The organism is Paraburkholderia sp. LEh10, from assembly GCF_017814945.1.
GTDB lineage: Bacteria > Pseudomonadota > Gammaproteobacteria > Burkholderiales > Burkholderiaceae > Paraburkholderia.
In genome coordinates, this window is the sequence record NZ_JAGIPX010000087.1 from 14,324 (window position 1) to 29,434 (window position 15,111).

9 protein-coding genes are annotated in these 15,111 nt (G+C 57.8%); 4 read left to right on the forward strand and 5 right to left on the reverse strand.

Features of this window, described 5'->3' with window-relative positions; translation table 11 throughout:
* Positions 1-779: 779 nt before the first annotated feature.
* Together J8I87_RS38820 and J8I87_RS38825 are read right to left on the reverse strand one after the other, a co-directional pair.
* A complete protein-coding gene (locus tag J8I87_RS38820; RefSeq protein WP_209937698.1) occupies positions 780-1,421 on the reverse strand; it encodes a response regulator in 642 nt (213 codons plus the stop codon).
* Positions 1,418-2,833, reverse strand: coding sequence for a cache domain-containing protein (locus tag J8I87_RS38825; RefSeq protein WP_209937700.1), 1,416 nt, complete (start codon positions 2,831-2,833; stop codon positions 1,418-1,420). Before J8I87_RS38825 ends, J8I87_RS38820 begins: the two co-directional genes overlap by 4 nt.
* A 205-nt stretch (positions 2,834-3,038) precedes the next feature.
* Between J8I87_RS38825 and J8I87_RS38830 the strand changes: the two genes are divergently transcribed.
* The 4 genes from J8I87_RS38830 to J8I87_RS38845 all read left to right on the forward strand — a co-directional run bounded on the left by J8I87_RS38830 (position 3,039) and on the right by J8I87_RS38845 (position 11,578).
* Positions 3,039-5,117, forward strand: a complete 2,079-nt coding sequence (locus tag J8I87_RS38830) for a carbon starvation CstA family protein (protein ID WP_209937701.1) — start codon at positions 3,039-3,041, stop codon at positions 5,115-5,117.
* A 12-nt stretch (positions 5,118-5,129) separates the two neighbouring features.
* Positions 5,130-5,336, forward strand: coding sequence for a YbdD/YjiX family protein (locus J8I87_RS38835; protein ID WP_209937710.1), 207 nt, complete (start codon positions 5,130-5,132; stop codon positions 5,334-5,336).
* 339 nt (positions 5,337-5,675) lie between these two features.
* Positions 5,676-5,906 (forward strand): hypothetical protein, encoded by a 231-nt coding sequence (locus J8I87_RS38840; RefSeq protein WP_209937702.1) that lies wholly within the window; start codon positions 5,676-5,678, stop codon positions 5,904-5,906.
* A gap of 242 nt (positions 5,907-6,148) precedes the next feature.
* Positions 6,149-11,578, forward strand: coding sequence for an AAA family ATPase (locus J8I87_RS38845; RefSeq protein ID WP_209937703.1), 5,430 nt, complete (start codon positions 6,149-6,151; stop codon positions 11,576-11,578).
* 149 nt (positions 11,579-11,727) lie between these two features.
* Here J8I87_RS38845 and J8I87_RS38850 read toward each other — a convergent pair whose 3' ends face one another.
* The 3 genes from J8I87_RS38850 to nifD form a co-directional block, all read right to left on the reverse strand.
* Positions 11,728-11,931 carry a hypothetical protein gene (locus tag J8I87_RS38850; RefSeq protein ID WP_209937704.1) on the reverse strand — a complete coding sequence of 68 codons (204 nt, stop codon included), beginning with the start codon at positions 11,929-11,931 and terminating at the stop codon, positions 11,728-11,730.
* Between the two features lie 174 nt (positions 11,932-12,105).
* Complete coding sequence (gene nifK, locus J8I87_RS38855; RefSeq protein ID WP_209937705.1) at positions 12,106-13,665, reverse strand: nitrogenase molybdenum-iron protein subunit beta; 1,560 nt, start codon at positions 13,663-13,665, stop codon at positions 12,106-12,108.
* A 71-nt stretch (positions 13,666-13,736) separates the two neighbouring features.
* The coding region (nifD, locus tag J8I87_RS38860; protein ID WP_209937707.1) for a nitrogenase molybdenum-iron protein alpha chain at positions 13,737-15,111 on the reverse strand (1,375 nt) is incomplete at its 5' end.

Genomic DNA, 15,111 nt, shown 5'->3' on the forward strand with positions numbered 1-15,111 from the left:
CGGCAGGCTTGCTGTCTATTCTCTCGCTCCGAGAGATAAGCAATTGTCACACTTCGCGTGGAGTGGGATTTTCGACGCCGTATTTTCGCACAACTGGTTTAACGACGCTGTCAGGACGCACCGGAAAACCGGTGCGAGACATCCTGATTAATGCGTCAGGAAATCCTGAGCGCCATTTGCTCGTAGAGCCTGCGGCCGATGCAGGAGAACCTTCTATGCCGTTGCATCATGCGTCTTTTCTCGTGGGAAATTCTGGCGCTTCCAATCGGCCGCAGCTATGGGTTTCGTGGTGGTTAGCACGAGTCAAGTAACATCTGGCGGTGCGGGAGACGAAATGCGCTTTATCGCGACCATCGCTTCCCGGCGATCGCCATCAGTTGCGCTGCGCGCCCGTACTACCGCTTCCGTTCAGCCTGCGTACAACAAGACATTATTGCTCGAATGGAGCGTTGTGGTCCGCTACGAAATCTTTGGACGTTGGTGCGATACGTTCGGCGCAGCTTCGCACCGTGCGGTCGAATCGGCTCGCCGCGCATCCCGCACCATACGACATCTGACGATGTGCTAGAACGTTTCACGGCACATGCGTTCGTATCGCGCCGCCGTGAGCGCCTCGAAGGCAAGAGCGTTCCGCTGAAGTCGGGTCGGTGTCGCGGCGTTGCCGGAGGCAGGTCTCGAGATCGGCGGGCAGAGGTGCGCGCTGCACGGCGGGATGGGCTGAAACGCACACGCATCGCCGCTATCCGATTTGCGCAATACCAATTTTCCGGGCGGTTGACCTAACCTGAGCGCCGGTGCTCCACGGCGAACTTGATCAGCTCGGCCTGACCATCTATTTCGAGTTTGCGCTTCAGATTCTGCCGATGCGTTTCGACGGTTCTCACTGACAGACCGCTGCGCTGTGCGATCTGCTTGCTCGACCGATCTTCGGCCAGTTGGTCAAGAATGTCACGCTCTCGCGGCGTCAAACGCTCCGTAGGATCACGAAGGGTCGATGCCTGGATAAGCCGCGCGCCAAGTCCTTCGCTAAAGAACGTCTTCCCATCAAGAACCGCACCGATCGCGCGAATGATTTCCGCGCCCGGCGAATCCTTCAAAAGGTAGCCGCGCGCACCGGCGCGAACAGCGTTGGTCACATACTCAACGTTGTCGTGCATCGACAGCATGAGCACGCGTATGTCAGGAAAGCGCTCATGAAACAGCGCGGCGAGCGTTATTCCATTGATCCCCTTCATGCCGACATCCATCAGAACGAGGTCGGGCTCCTGCGCAGCCGCGAGCGTCATCGCTTGTTCCGCATTCCCCGCTTCGCCGACGACGGCAAAGCCTGGCACAGCCTCAAGACGCGCGCGCAAGCCGTCGCGCACAAGCGGATGATCATCGACAAGGATGAGGCGCGCCGCGCCCGTTGAATAGCTCATGAATGGTTTGCCTGCAGTTCTTCCGGAAGCGGGCCGCGCATGAAAAGCGGCACGGTCGCCGTGACTATTGTATGGCCCGCGTGTGAGTCTAGTTGCAGGCTGCCGTTGAGAGCCTCCAGGCGCTCACGGATGTTGCGCAGACCGACGCCACCAAAAAGATCGGACTGTACGCGTTCGACATTGAAGCCCCGTCCGTCGTCGCTGATGGAGAGAGTGATCTCGCTCCCCGATACTTCGAGCGCCACCGCCGCCCGACTCGCATGTGCGTGCCGGAGAATATTGATTAACGCTTCCTGCGCGATACGAAAGAGCGTGGTTTTCACAGTATCGGGCAAGTGCGCGGCGTGATCGCGGCAAATCTGCGTGAACCCGATCGCCAGTTGACTCTGCGCGCTCAACTCGCGCGTCAGCTGTTCGAGCGCCGCGGCGAGGCCCAGATCATCGAGCATCGCAGGACGCAGTGCATGCGAGATCCGGCGCACCTCGCGCAGCGCATCAGCGAGACGCGTGACCCCCATAGACAGCGCTGCTTCTGCCGACGGGACGCGCGTTGCACTCAGCTCGAAGCGCGCAAGCGCCGATTCGAGTAGCAGCTTGACGGACACGAGCATCTGGCTGATGCCGTCGTGAAGTTCCCGTGACAGCCGCGCCCGTTCGTTTTCCTGCGACTCGACCACCTGCTGTGCGAGACGCTTGAGCTTGGCATCGGCGCTGCGATGCTCGCTTACGTTCAACACAAGCGCGCACACGGCAATCACACAAAGCCCGGCCAGCGCAATGGTGCCGATCCACATCATCGTGTGGTCAATATCGGCCGATGCGCGCCGATCGATGCTTGCGAGAGTCGTATCAACATCATCCAGATAGATGCCTGTGCCGAGCATCCAGCCCCAGCGCTGTAGTGGCACGACATAGCCGAGTTTCGCTGAGAGCTTGCCCGTCGATGGACGATGCCACACATAACGTACATAGCCGCCTCCCTGTGCCGCCACGGCGAGCAGTTGTTGGATTGTCGGCGCCCCTGCGGGATCGCGCAGCGTCCACAGGTCACGGCCGACGAGATTCGGCTCGCGCGGGTGCATCAACGAACGGCCATGCATGTCGTAGACGAAGAAGTAGCCGTCGGGTCCGAAGTCCATTTTCTGCAACATCGCGAGTGCGCGGTCGCGCAGCATGGCATCGTCGCGCGCATTCTTGCCGGCCTCGTCGTACAGAGGCTTGATGGCGCCAGTCGCGAGATCGACATAATTGCGCAATTCGATTTTCTTGCTGGCCATATAGGCCAACTGGGTCGTGTCGTGCTGCGCCTTCGCGAGCGTCGTCGCCTGATGACGCACGCCGAAGGCAATGCCAGCTATCGCGACGAGAAACGGTACGACGGCGAGCAGAAATATCTTCGCTTTCAGTTTCATCTTGGTAAACCGGTCGGGCGGGCTACGTATAACTACGTAGCACACTTACGTAGTTGTGCGCTTGTGACGCACTCGATGAAGACGAATACTACACGCCCAAAGCATGGTACATCCCTGACTATGCGCGGCGGCCCGCACAGCGAGCCGCAGTGGACCCGGCCTGCTGCGCTGATGGTCGTTTCATAAAACTATATTGGAGACTCCTATGAACCGCGCATCCAGTTTTCTGGTGTGGACGGCAGTCGCACTGTTGGGCGCATTCGCGTTCGGCACCATCGCGCTCACGCACGGCGAAAAGGTCAGCGCCCTCTGGGTCGTGATCGCCGCCGTCTGTGTCTACCTAATCGCGTACCGCTTCTACAGCCACTTCATCGCAAATCAGGTCGTGCAGCTCGACGGCCAGCGTATGACGCCTGCCGTGCGGCATAACGACGGTCTCGACTACGTGCCGACTAACAAGTACGTGCTGTTCGGCCATCACTTCGCGGCCATCGCGGGCGCGGGTCCGCTCGTCGGCCCGGTCCTCGCCGCGCAGATGGGCTACATGCCCGGCATGCTCTGGATTCTCGCAGGAGTCGTGTTCGCAGGTGCGGTGCAGGACTTCATCGTGCTCTTTATTTCGACGCGCCGGGACGGACGTTCGCTCGGCGATCTCGTGAAGATGGAGCTTGGCACTGTCCCCGGAATAATTGCGCTGTTCGGTGCTTTCCTCATCATGGTGATAATTCTCGCCGTGCTGGCGCTGATCGTCGTTAAGGCACTGACGAATTCACCGTGGGGTACGTTCACGGTCGCCGCGACGATTCCCATTGCTCTTTTCATGGGCATCTACACGCGCATTCTCCGCCCGGGCTGTATCGGTGAAGTGTCGGTGATCGGCTTCATGCTGCTGATGGCATCGATCGTATTCGGCCAGCAAGTGCACGATTCCGCAGCACTGGCCGCCTGGTTCACGTTCAGTGGCACACAGCTCACCTGGATCCTTATCGGCTACGGTTTCATCGCATCGGTGCTGCCCGTGTGGCTGCTGCTCGCGCCGCGCGATTATCTGTCGACGTTCCTGAAGATCGGCACGATCCTCGGCCTTGCAATCGGCATTCTGATCGTCGCACCGGAACTGAAAATGCCGGCTATGACGAAGTTCATCGATGGCACGGGCCCCGTCTGGTCGGGCAATCTCTTCCCTTTCCTCTTCATCACCATCGCTTGCGGCGCAGTGTCGGGCTTCCATGCACTGATTTCATCGGGCACGACGCCGAAACTGCTCGACAATGAAGCCAACGCGCGCTTCATCGGCTATGGTGCGATGTTGATGGAATCCTTTGTCGCCATCATGGCCCTAGTCGCAGCGGCAGTGATCGAGCCGGGCGTGTACTTTGCGATGAACTCACCAGCTGCGGTGCTCGGCAACATGCCTGAAGCCGTAGCGCAGACCGTGTCTCAATGGGGTTTCGTGCTGACCCCGGAAATGCTGACGCAAACGGCAAAAGCCGTCGGTGAAACGACCATCGTGGCGCGCGCAGGCGGCGCACCGACGCTCGCTGTTGGTATGGCTCAGATTTTGCATCAGGTGATCGGTGGTCAGGCGATGATGGCGTTCTGGTATCACTTCGCGATCCTTTTCGAGGCGCTTTTCATCCTGACGGCGGTCGATGCGGGCACGCGCGCCGGCCGCTTCATGCTGCAGGACCTGCTCGGCGCATTCCACCCTGCACTCAAGCGCATAGATTCGCTCCCCGCCAATCTGATCGCGACTGCGCTGTGCGTCGCGGCGTGGGGCTACTTCCTCTATCAAGGCATCGTCGACCCGTTGGGCGGCATCAATACGCTCTGGCCGCTCTTCGGCATCTCGAACCAGATGCTTGCGGGAATTGCACTCGTGCTCGGCACGGTGGTGCTCTTCAAGATGAAGCGCGAACGCTTCGCATGGGTCACGCTGGTACCGACCGTGTGGCTACTGATCTGTACGATGACGGCAGGCTGGCAGAAGATATTCGATGCCGACCCGAAGGTCGGCTTCCTCGCGCACGCAGCGAAACTTGGCGCAGCTGCCCGTGCAGGCAAGATCGTCGCGCCCGCGAAGTCTGTTGCGCAGATGCATCGCGTCATGTTCAACGACTATATCGACGCGGCGCTCGCCGGACTGTTTATCTTCGTGGTTGTCACTGTTGTCGTGTATGGGGCGCTTGCTGTCGTGCGTGCTCGTCGCGAAGATTGCGCTACTGATCGGGAGATGCAATTCGAGATGCTGCCCACCGACCAGCGTACAGTTAGCACTAACTGACCGGAGGCCATGATGTTTTCAGGACTGAGGCACGACGTGCGTAACGCCGGGCGCTATCTCGGCCAGACCATACGGTTGATGGTCGGCTTGCCCGACTATGAGACGTACGTTTCGCATATGAGGCAGATACATCCCGACCGGGATGTGATGAGCTACGAAGAGTTCTTTCAGGAACGTCAGGCAGCGCGGTACAGAGCAGGGACGGGGAAGTGTTGTTGAACTAACAGGTGCCGACTCATCCGCAAGCAGCTCTCGTCCCGACCCATCCTGGAGCGACGCCCCGCGAGTTTTGACAGGGCTTTAGCACCTTAACGATGCGTCATCGAACGGGTTGCTTTCATACACCTTCTCAACACATACTTGCTACCCTGATGGATAACCTTTCCGCGGCGATCACCACCATACCCTTTTAACGCAGTAGCACCGGGCGGTTTGAAGCCTGCTGCTACAAATCGACTCCGGGGAGGCACTCAATACGGCACCACACGGATTCACTTGTGTTCGTGACACACATTCGGGTACCACGTGGTGCCTGGTTGCGGACGCGAACCTTGACCGGTGAGCAAGGCCCGTGTCGAACGTGTCGCACTAACGTCGAATGATTTCGAAGCGGACGACAACGCCCCCTTTGAACAACAACTTCTCGATGCCGCGCAGGCTCAACTGAACCCGGTAGAACATGCGCACGGCTCGACTGTTGACCCTTGCCGTCAAGCGATGGTCGCGATAAAGCGCAATTCTTTCGGCTTCCGCATCGCCAGATGTTATACGACTCACTTGGCAACGTGACAATACCTCCCGAACGAGTATCCGATTCGCGGACCAAGCTATTAAACGGGCTGGCGACAGAACCCCGCCAATGCCGTACATTCGCACCGGTGCATGTTCGGGTCACCTTGTGACTGCGGCTCTCGTTAGAGCGCGTCCAGCCCAGTCTCGTCCGAACACGTTTCTTCTTACGTTTTATAGGTGCCATACTTGCAGGGTATAGCGCATAATTGTAGATTCGAACGGCTTAGAGTATGCGGTAAATGAACGTTCAACGCTTTTCCGAAAAACGAAACAACCGCCAAGTCCTCTGGGAGGACGCGGACCGTGTCCTTTGTCGGGTTTGTCAATCTCGCGGCAGCGAAAGCGTTCTGATTGTACAGACCACGGCGGCGAATCCCTCAGCCGACACCATCCTTCGTCTCACGCATGAATTCGAGCTGAAGGAGAAACTCAATAGCACATGGGCGGTACGGCCGATAGATCTGATTCGCGGAGAAGGCCAGACTGTATTGGTGCTCGAAGACCCGGGCGGCGAGCCGCTCGAACGGATGATCGGCGCGCCGATGGAAATGGGAACTGTTTTACACGTTGCCATCGGCATTGCTGAAGCGCTGGGCAAACTCCACCAGCGCGGTTTCGTCCACAAGGACCTCAAGCCCGCTCATATTCTGGCAAACTGTGCGGATGGTTTCTTGCGGCTCACCGGCTTCGGCATCACTTCAGAACTTCCCCGCGAGCGTCAATCCCCAGTGCCACCTGAGACGATTGCGGGCACGCTGGCATATATAGCGCCCGAACAGACAGGGCGAATGAATCGCTCAATTGATTCCCGAAGCGACCTCTACTCATTTGGCGTTGTGCTCTACCAGATGCTCACCGGTGTATTGCCGTTCAATGCCGACGATCCGTTGGAATTGGTGCACTGCCACGTTGCTCGCAAGCCGATGGCGCCGAGCGCGCGGGCGGGGAAAATTCTGCCCGTCGTCTCGGAAGTAGTTATGAAGCTGCTCGCGAAAACGCCCGAGGAGCGCTATCAGACCGCGGCCGGTGTGGAACGTGACCTCCGACGTTGTCTCACCGAATGGGAGCGACAGCGGCACATCGAAGTCTTTACGCTCGGCGAGCACGATACGCCTGATCGGCTGTCGATTCCCAATAAACTTTATGGTCGGCAACGTGAGATCGACGCTCTGGTCGCGGCGCTTGACCGCGTCATCGCTAGGGGCACACCGCGATTGGTGCTAGTTTCCGGTTATTCGGGCATTGGTAAGTCCGCGATCGCGAATGCGCTACAGAAGGTGCTCGTGCCGTCACGAGCACTCTACACGTCGGGTAAGTTCGACCAATACCAGCGCGACATACCGTACTCGACACTGCTGCCCGCTTTTCGTGATCTGGTGCGCCGACTTCTCACCCTGCGAGAGACGGAACTGGCGATTTGGCGCGAGGCGTTCGTGGAGGCACTGGCGCCAAACGCGCGACTCGTGACTGACCTACTCCCCGAACTTAAGCTCGTCATCGGCGACCAGCCGTCCGTCCCCGAACTGGATTTGCATCAAGCACAACGCCGTTTCCAGCTAGCCTTCCGGCGGTTCGTGAGTGTCTTTGCCCGGGAGGAACATCCGCTGGTGCTGTTTTTCGATGACCTCCAATGGCTCGATACCGCGACGCTGGACCTGTTGCAGGACTTTCTAACCTGCCCGGATCTGAAGTATCTTATGATCATTGGCGCGTATCGAAGCAACGAGGTAGACACCAATCATCCGCTGATGAATAAGCTTCAGGCATTCAGGAGCATGGGTGCGGCGGTTGACGAGATCGCCCTCCTACCGCTCACCTGCGAGCACGTGGAGCGATTGATTGCAGAAGCGCTCCACACAACTCCGGAGCGGGTCTCGCCACTTGTGCAGCTCATACATGATAAGACTGGCGGTAATCCGTTTTTCGTCATTCAATTTCTACACGCACTCGCCGACGAGCATTTACTCACTTTCGACCACAACCTGGCCTGTTGGCAGTGGCGTCTGCCACAAATTCGCGCAAAGGGCTACACGGACAACGTGGCAGACCTGATGGTCGTAAAGCTGGCCCGCCTCCCTGCCGAAACACGGCGGGCATTGCAACTGTTCGCCTGTCTCGGCAATACCGCAACGCTCGGGATTCTGTCGAAAGTGTTGGGGAAAACCAAGCAAAGTGTGCGCACGTCGCTGATACCAGCGGTACACAAGGAGCTTGTCGATGATCTGGGAGACGCCTACAGGTTTGCGCACGACCGGGTGCAGGAAGCTGCCTATTCGCTGATCCCTGAAGGCTCGCTTCCGAAGGTCCATCTGCGTATCGGGCGCCTGCTCGCGACACAAACCTCTCCCGAGAAGCGCGAGCAGGCGATATTCGATATCGTCAGTCAACTCAACCGCGGGACAGCGCTGATGGATGATCAGGAGGAACGCGACCAACTTGCTGCATTCAACCTGATAGCCGGCCAGCGCGCCAAAACGTCGACGGCCTACGAATCAGCGCTCACTTATCTCATCATGGGTGCGCAACTCCTAGCCGACGACTGCTGGGAGCGCAAGCACGAACTCATCTTCACACTCGAGTTAACTCGAGCCGAATGCGAATTGCTGACCGGGCGACTGTCGAACGCAGAGCAACGCTTGAAAGTGCTGTCACTTCGCGCAACACGTATCATCGAACAGGCGGTCGTCACGTGCCTGCAAATGGACGTTTACCTGACTCTTGATCAGAGCGATCGTGCAGTCGCTGTTTGCCTCGAACATCTCTGTCGCGTCGGGATCCATTGGTCAGCCCATCCTAGTGAAGAAGAAGTACAACGAGAGTACGAGCGCATCTTGATCCGGCTTGAGGGTCGAGTGATAGAGGACCTCGTCGACTTGCCGCTAATGAAGGACCCAGATTCTCTTTCGACGGCTGATGTGCTGAGCAAGCTCTTGCGCCCAGCATGGTTCACGGACGCGAATCTGGCTTCGCTGACGATATGCAAAGCGGTCAGTCTCAGCTTGGAGCATGGCAACTGCGACGCGTCCTCTTTCGCGTATGTTATGTTTGCACGGATAGCGGGACCGCGGTTTAACGACTATCAAAAAGGGTTCAAGTTTGGCGATCTCGGCTACAAGCTCGTCGAACAACGGGGCCTCAAGCGCTTTCAGGCGGTCACGTATCTTTGCTATGCGCTTTACGTCGCGCGCTGGACGAAACACGTGCGAATGAGCCGTGAGGTGCTGGATAATGCATTCAAGGCGGCGAATCGAATCGGAGACCTGCCGTCTGCCGCCTACACATGCTGCCATGTCATTTCCAACCTGCTCTTTGTCGGCGAGCCATTAGGCGCGGTGGAGCATGAAGCCGAACAGGGCCTAGTCTTTTCCGAAAAGACGGGCTTTGGCATGGTTGTCGATAACCTGAGCACGCAGCTCGCGCTAATTCGAATGCTCCGCGGCTCAACACTCCGATTTGGGAGCCTCGATGACCGCAACGTCAATGAACCTCGCTTCGAGCATCGTTTGTCGGGCAACCCCGCGCTGGCGACCGCTGCGTGCTGGTACTGGATCAGGAAATTGCAGGCACGCTATATTGCCGGCAACTACGCGGAAGCTGTTGACGCTGCAGGGACGGCGCAACAACTGCTCTGGACGTCTTCGTCACATTTGGAGGAATGTGAGTATCACTTCTACGGCGCGCTGGCCCGAGCGGCATATTACGATCACGTTCCGGCCGGAGAGCGGCAGGTTTGCCAAGATGCCATAGCGACGCATCACCGGCAACTGAAAATCTGGTCGAAGAACTGCCCCGCAAATTTCACAGATCGCGTGGCGTTGGTCGGTGCCGAGATTGCCCGGTTGGAAAATCGCGATGTTGACGCGATGCGGCTCTTTGAAGAAGCCATCGTGTCAGCACGCGCTAATGGCTTTGTCCATAACGAAGCTGTAGCGAACGAACTCGCGTCCCGTTTCTACGCGACACGCGGTTTTGAGAAGATCGCACGCATATATGCCAAAGAGGCCCGACAGGCCTACCAACGGTGGGGTGCCGATGGCAAGGTGCGACAACTCGACGACCTTCATCCGCATCTCATGGACAAGGAGCGAGCGCCAACGCCAACTACCACTATCGGGGCGCCCATCGAACAATTGGACCTCGCTACCGTGATCAAAGTATCGCAGGCAATCTCGCGCGAAATCGTCCTGGACAATCTGATCGATACGGTCATGCGCACGGCGATCGAACAGGCGGGCGCGCAGCGGGGGATGCTCATCCTACCAGACGTCGACAAACAATGGATAGCGGCTGAAGCTACAACGGACGGCAACATGGCTCGCGTGCAGTTGAGGACTGTGCCTATTAATGCAACGTTGATGCCCGAATCAGTGCTTTACCATGTCTTACGCACCGGGGAGAGCGTCATCCTCGACGATGCCGCAGAGGACCCTGCATTTAGCACGGATCGCTATATCCGCGAGCATCGGCTGCGTTCTATCGTCTGCTTGCCTCTGACGAACCAGGCCAAGCTTACGGGCGTGCTCTATCTCGAAAACAATCTGATCACCCGCGCATTCGCTCCTGCTCGAATTGCAGTGCTTCGCCTTCTGGCCTCACAGGCAGCAACATCGCTTGAGAACACTCGCTTGTATGAGGACCTTACGGAGCGCGAAGCTAGAATCCGTCGTCTCGTCGACGCAAACATCATCGGCATCATCGTGTGGAACGCTAATGGCGACATTCTCGAGGCCAATGACGCATTTCTGAGAATGGTGGGATACGAGCGCGAGGACCTCGTCTCGGGCCGCATACGCTGGAGAGATCTGACGCCGCAGGAATGGCAAGAGACCACGCAAGATGCCCTAGCACAGATTTTGCGGACGGGGCGCGTGCAGCCATCTGAAAAGGAATACATTAGAAAGGACGGCAGCCGTGTACCTGTTATGGTTGGCAGAGTTGCTTTCGAATCCAGTCGGAAAGAAGGCGTCGCCTTCGTGGTCGACCTGTCAGAGCGAAAAGAAGTGGAGCACCGCTTGCGGGAATCATACGAGATGCTGCGCGAACTCACCTCGCGTCGCGAGACGGCACGCGAAGAAGAGCGCAAACGCATTGCACGTGAAATGCACGACGAACTCGGGCAGCATCTCACCGCACTTCGCCTAAGACTCTCGGCTTTGCAGATGAAACTGTACACTGACTGTCCGAAGCTTGTCGAGCAGACGCAGGCACTGGTTTCTCTCGTGGACCAAACAATGCAAGTTGTACGGGGCGTCATCACATCGCTACGCCCAGCCGCACTGGACACAGGCATCGTGGCCGCACTCGAATGGCTCGCTGCCGAGTTCAATCGCAATCGACGTATAGAGTGTCGCCTGCTCGTGCACGATGAGAACATCGCAATGGACGAGGACCGGGCTATCGTGCTGTTTCGCCTGGTTCAGGAGGCACTGACCAACGTCTCTCGTCATGCGAAAGCCACGAGGGTGGTCATCACGCTTGAGCGGACGGCTAATGCTTACCTTCTCGAAGTACGCGATGACGGCGAAGGTTTCGACGTTCAGGCTGCCCGAAAGAAATCCTTTGGCCTGGTGGGAATGGAAGAGCGCGTTCTGATGCTCGGCGGCCAAATCGAAATTGTCAGTTCACCGGGTGCCGGAGCTGTAATAAAAGCGAGCCTGCCTGATAGTTAGGCCGCGATGGCAAAATGCGGGATGTTCGTCAACCGCACGCCGCACGCCATAAGTAAGAATTCGCCGCAACGGCACAAATAGTTCGTCCAGATGCCATGCGGTACCGGAAGCGCGGGCGCGGCCCGCCGTGCGGAACCCGTGCGAAATGTTCACACCTGCGTCGAATGGGTTTCGTAGCGGACGAAAACAGCCCGTTTGGACAGCAACTTCGCGATGTCGAGCAGTAACTCAAAATCGTTATTACCAGCGCGCGGCGCAACAGACAATTTCAATGTGGCCGCCGAGCGGCTGGGCGGGCACTGACCATCACCCAGCGAGAGTTTCCAGTCCTTCTTGCCGACTTTAAAGGCCATGTACAGGGACGGCCACCCGCCGTCGAATTCTGCCCGCGGAGAACCGTGTCAGGCGCATCCATTTGCGTGCCCCTTCCGAGAAAACGAGTGTGCGAGCCCCGTCTTACTCCTGTCGGGCGCACGCGCACCATCGCTGCGCTCCCGTATGGCATCTACGTGATGACCACACGCACGTCAGCGGACAATATCAAAGCTGTAATCTGTCTTCGAAATATCAATGGTATTCGCGTCCATTGTTTCGAAGAACTCATCCAGCAGCGCCAATAGAATTCGCAAGCCGCCGGAATACCCCCAAGTCGGGTAGCGATGATAGTGATGGCGGTCGAATATGGGGAACACGAGCCGTACGAGGGGCGTTCCAGTGTCGCGCTCCAGGTACTTTCCGTATGTGTTGCCAATCAGGAAGTCCACTGGCTCCGTGAATAGCAGCGAGCGCATGTGCCAAAGATCGCGTTTCGGGTAGACCTTGCATCCTGCACCGTATGGCGATGCATCCAACAGGGTTCTGACCTTCTCTGCCCAGCCATCGTTGCCATTCGTTGCGAGCACGTGCACCGGCTCCGCACCGAGTTCAAGCAGGAATTGCGTGTACCCGAGCATCTGGTCCGGATCGCCATAAAGGGCGTAGCGTTTGCCGTGCAGATTCGCCTGACTGTCCGCCATGGCATCGACGAGTTGGCCGCGCTCCTTTTCGAGCTCTGCGGGAATTGGTCTGCCGGTCACACGCGAAATCTCCATGAGGAAGTGGTCGGTCCCGCCAACGCCGACGGGCGCATTCAGCGAGATCACTTCCTGGCCATGATCGGCGATGAACTTGCCCGTCTTCTCACAGCAAAACTCCTGAAAGATGAACGTTGCCTTTGCGTTCAACGCACGCTCGACCTCCTCTTTCGTTGTTCCGCCCTGGTACATCCGGAACTCGCCATCGGTTGGCGTATTCCATGTCTCGGACGGATCACAAATGATGTTGACCTTTACCCCGAACAGATCAAAGATCCGTCGAACCTCTTTCATATTGCCGACCACGAAACCATCGAATCCACCGATAAAGTTCACGGTGTCGTCCGTCACGCGAGTGAGCGGTGTGGTAGTGCCAGCCTTGCCGTCCCAAAAATACTTCAGAATGCCCAATAGCGCATTGTCGTAGCCGGTCACATGGCTGCCCACAAACGCGGGCGTGTGGGCAAACGGCACGTCATAGTCTTGCGGTACGCTGCCCTTCTGCTTGCTGTTCTTGATGAACGCATCGAGGTCATCGCCGATCACCTCTGCCATACATGTTGTCGAGACGGCAATCATCTCGGGCTTGTACAGGTTGTATGCATTCGCGAGGCCATCGATCATGTTGTTCAGCCCGCCGAACACCGCGGCGTCCTCTGTCATCGACGAACTGACGCAGGACGTCGGCTCCTTGAAATGTCGCGAGAAATGCGAGCGGTAATAAGCCACGCAGCCCTGTGAGCCATGCACGAACGGCAAAGTCTTGTAAAAACCGTTGGCCACGAAGACTGCGCCAAGCGGCTGGCACGCCTTTGCGGGATTCACCGTCAGCGAATCTCGAGCAAAATTCTTCTGCTTGTAATCCTCAGTCTTTGTCCATTCGGCGACCTGCGTCACGGCCTCATCAGGATGATTGAACTCGAAGTTTTCCCTCTTGTTGCGGAGAAGTTCCTGATACTCTGGCTCGCGAAAAAGCAGTTCGTGATCGAGAATTTTATCGGTGGATTGGGGCATGACACGCTCCTGAATCGAAAATCTGAACAGCCGTCTGTCGGCACCGTTGTGCCATTAGCGCCCGGTTGCGCTCAGGCAGCCTTTTTCCACGGGGCCTTCGAGAGACCCCATACTGGACTCGAGATCGCCATGTCCATGTCGCGCGCAAAGATCGCGAAGCCGTCGTAGCCGTGATAGGGGCCGGAGTAATCCCAGCTGTGCATCTGCCGGAAGGGGACGCCCATCTTCTGAAAGACGTACTTTTCCTTGATGCCCGAGCCGACGAGATCCGGCCTCGTGTGCTCAACAAATTTCTCGAATTCATAGCCGGTCACGTCGTCGTAGATCAGTGTGCCGTCGTTAACGTGGTGCGTCGTGCGCTGGTAGTCGTCGTTGTGAGCGAACTCGTAGCCGGTACCGACGACTTCCATGCCAAGGTCTTCGTACGCCCCGATAACGTGACGCGGGCGCAAGCCGCCCACAAACAGCATCACCTTCTTGCCTTGCAGACGCGGCTTATACCTACCTATGACAGCATCCATCAACGCGCGGTATTTAGCGATCACTTTTTCGGCATTCGCCTTGATTGTGTCATCAAATCGGCTCGCGATCTCACGCAGGCTCTTCTCGATCATTGTCGGACCGAAAAAGTTGTACTCGACCCACGGAGTCCCATACTTCTCTTCCATGTGCCGGCTGATGTAGTTCATTGACCGGTAGCAGTGCAGCAGGTTAAGCTTGGATTTCGGCGTACTTTCGAGTTCAGCAAGCGTGCCATCGCCCGACCACTGCGCGATGACGCGCAAACCCATCTCCTCAAGAAGGATCCGGCTTGACCACGCATCGCCGCCGATGTTGTAGTCACCGATGATCGCAACGTCGTAAGGTGTCGACTCAAGTGAGGGCCGCCTGTTCGGATCGGCGTGGTCGAACACGCAATCGCGGATCGCATCGTTTGCAAGATGATGGCCGAGTGACTGCGACACACCGCGAAAACCCTCGCAGCGTACCGGCACGATCGTGTGCCGCCCGTACTGCGTGCTCTTCTTCTTTGAGACTGCCTCAATGTCGTCACCGATCAGACCGATCGGACACTCAGTCTGGATGGAGATACCTCTGTTGAGCGGAAAGAGCTCCTGGATCTCGTCGATGATCTTGTCGAGCTTCTTGTCGCCGCCGAACACGATGTCCTTCTCCTGGAAATCGGAAGTGAACTGCATCGTGACGAACGTATCGATGCCCGTCGTGCCGACGTAGTAGTTGCGGCGTGAACCCCACGAGTACTGGCCGCAGCCGACGGGGCCGTGACTGATGTGAATCATATCCTTGATCGGCCCCCAGACAACGCCCTTAGAGCCGGCGTACGCGCAGCCGCGAATCGTCATCACGCCGGGCAGCGACTTGATGTTGGACTTCACCCCACAGTCGGGCTTGCCCTGTTCAAAGGAACCCAGATGCTTGGCGCGG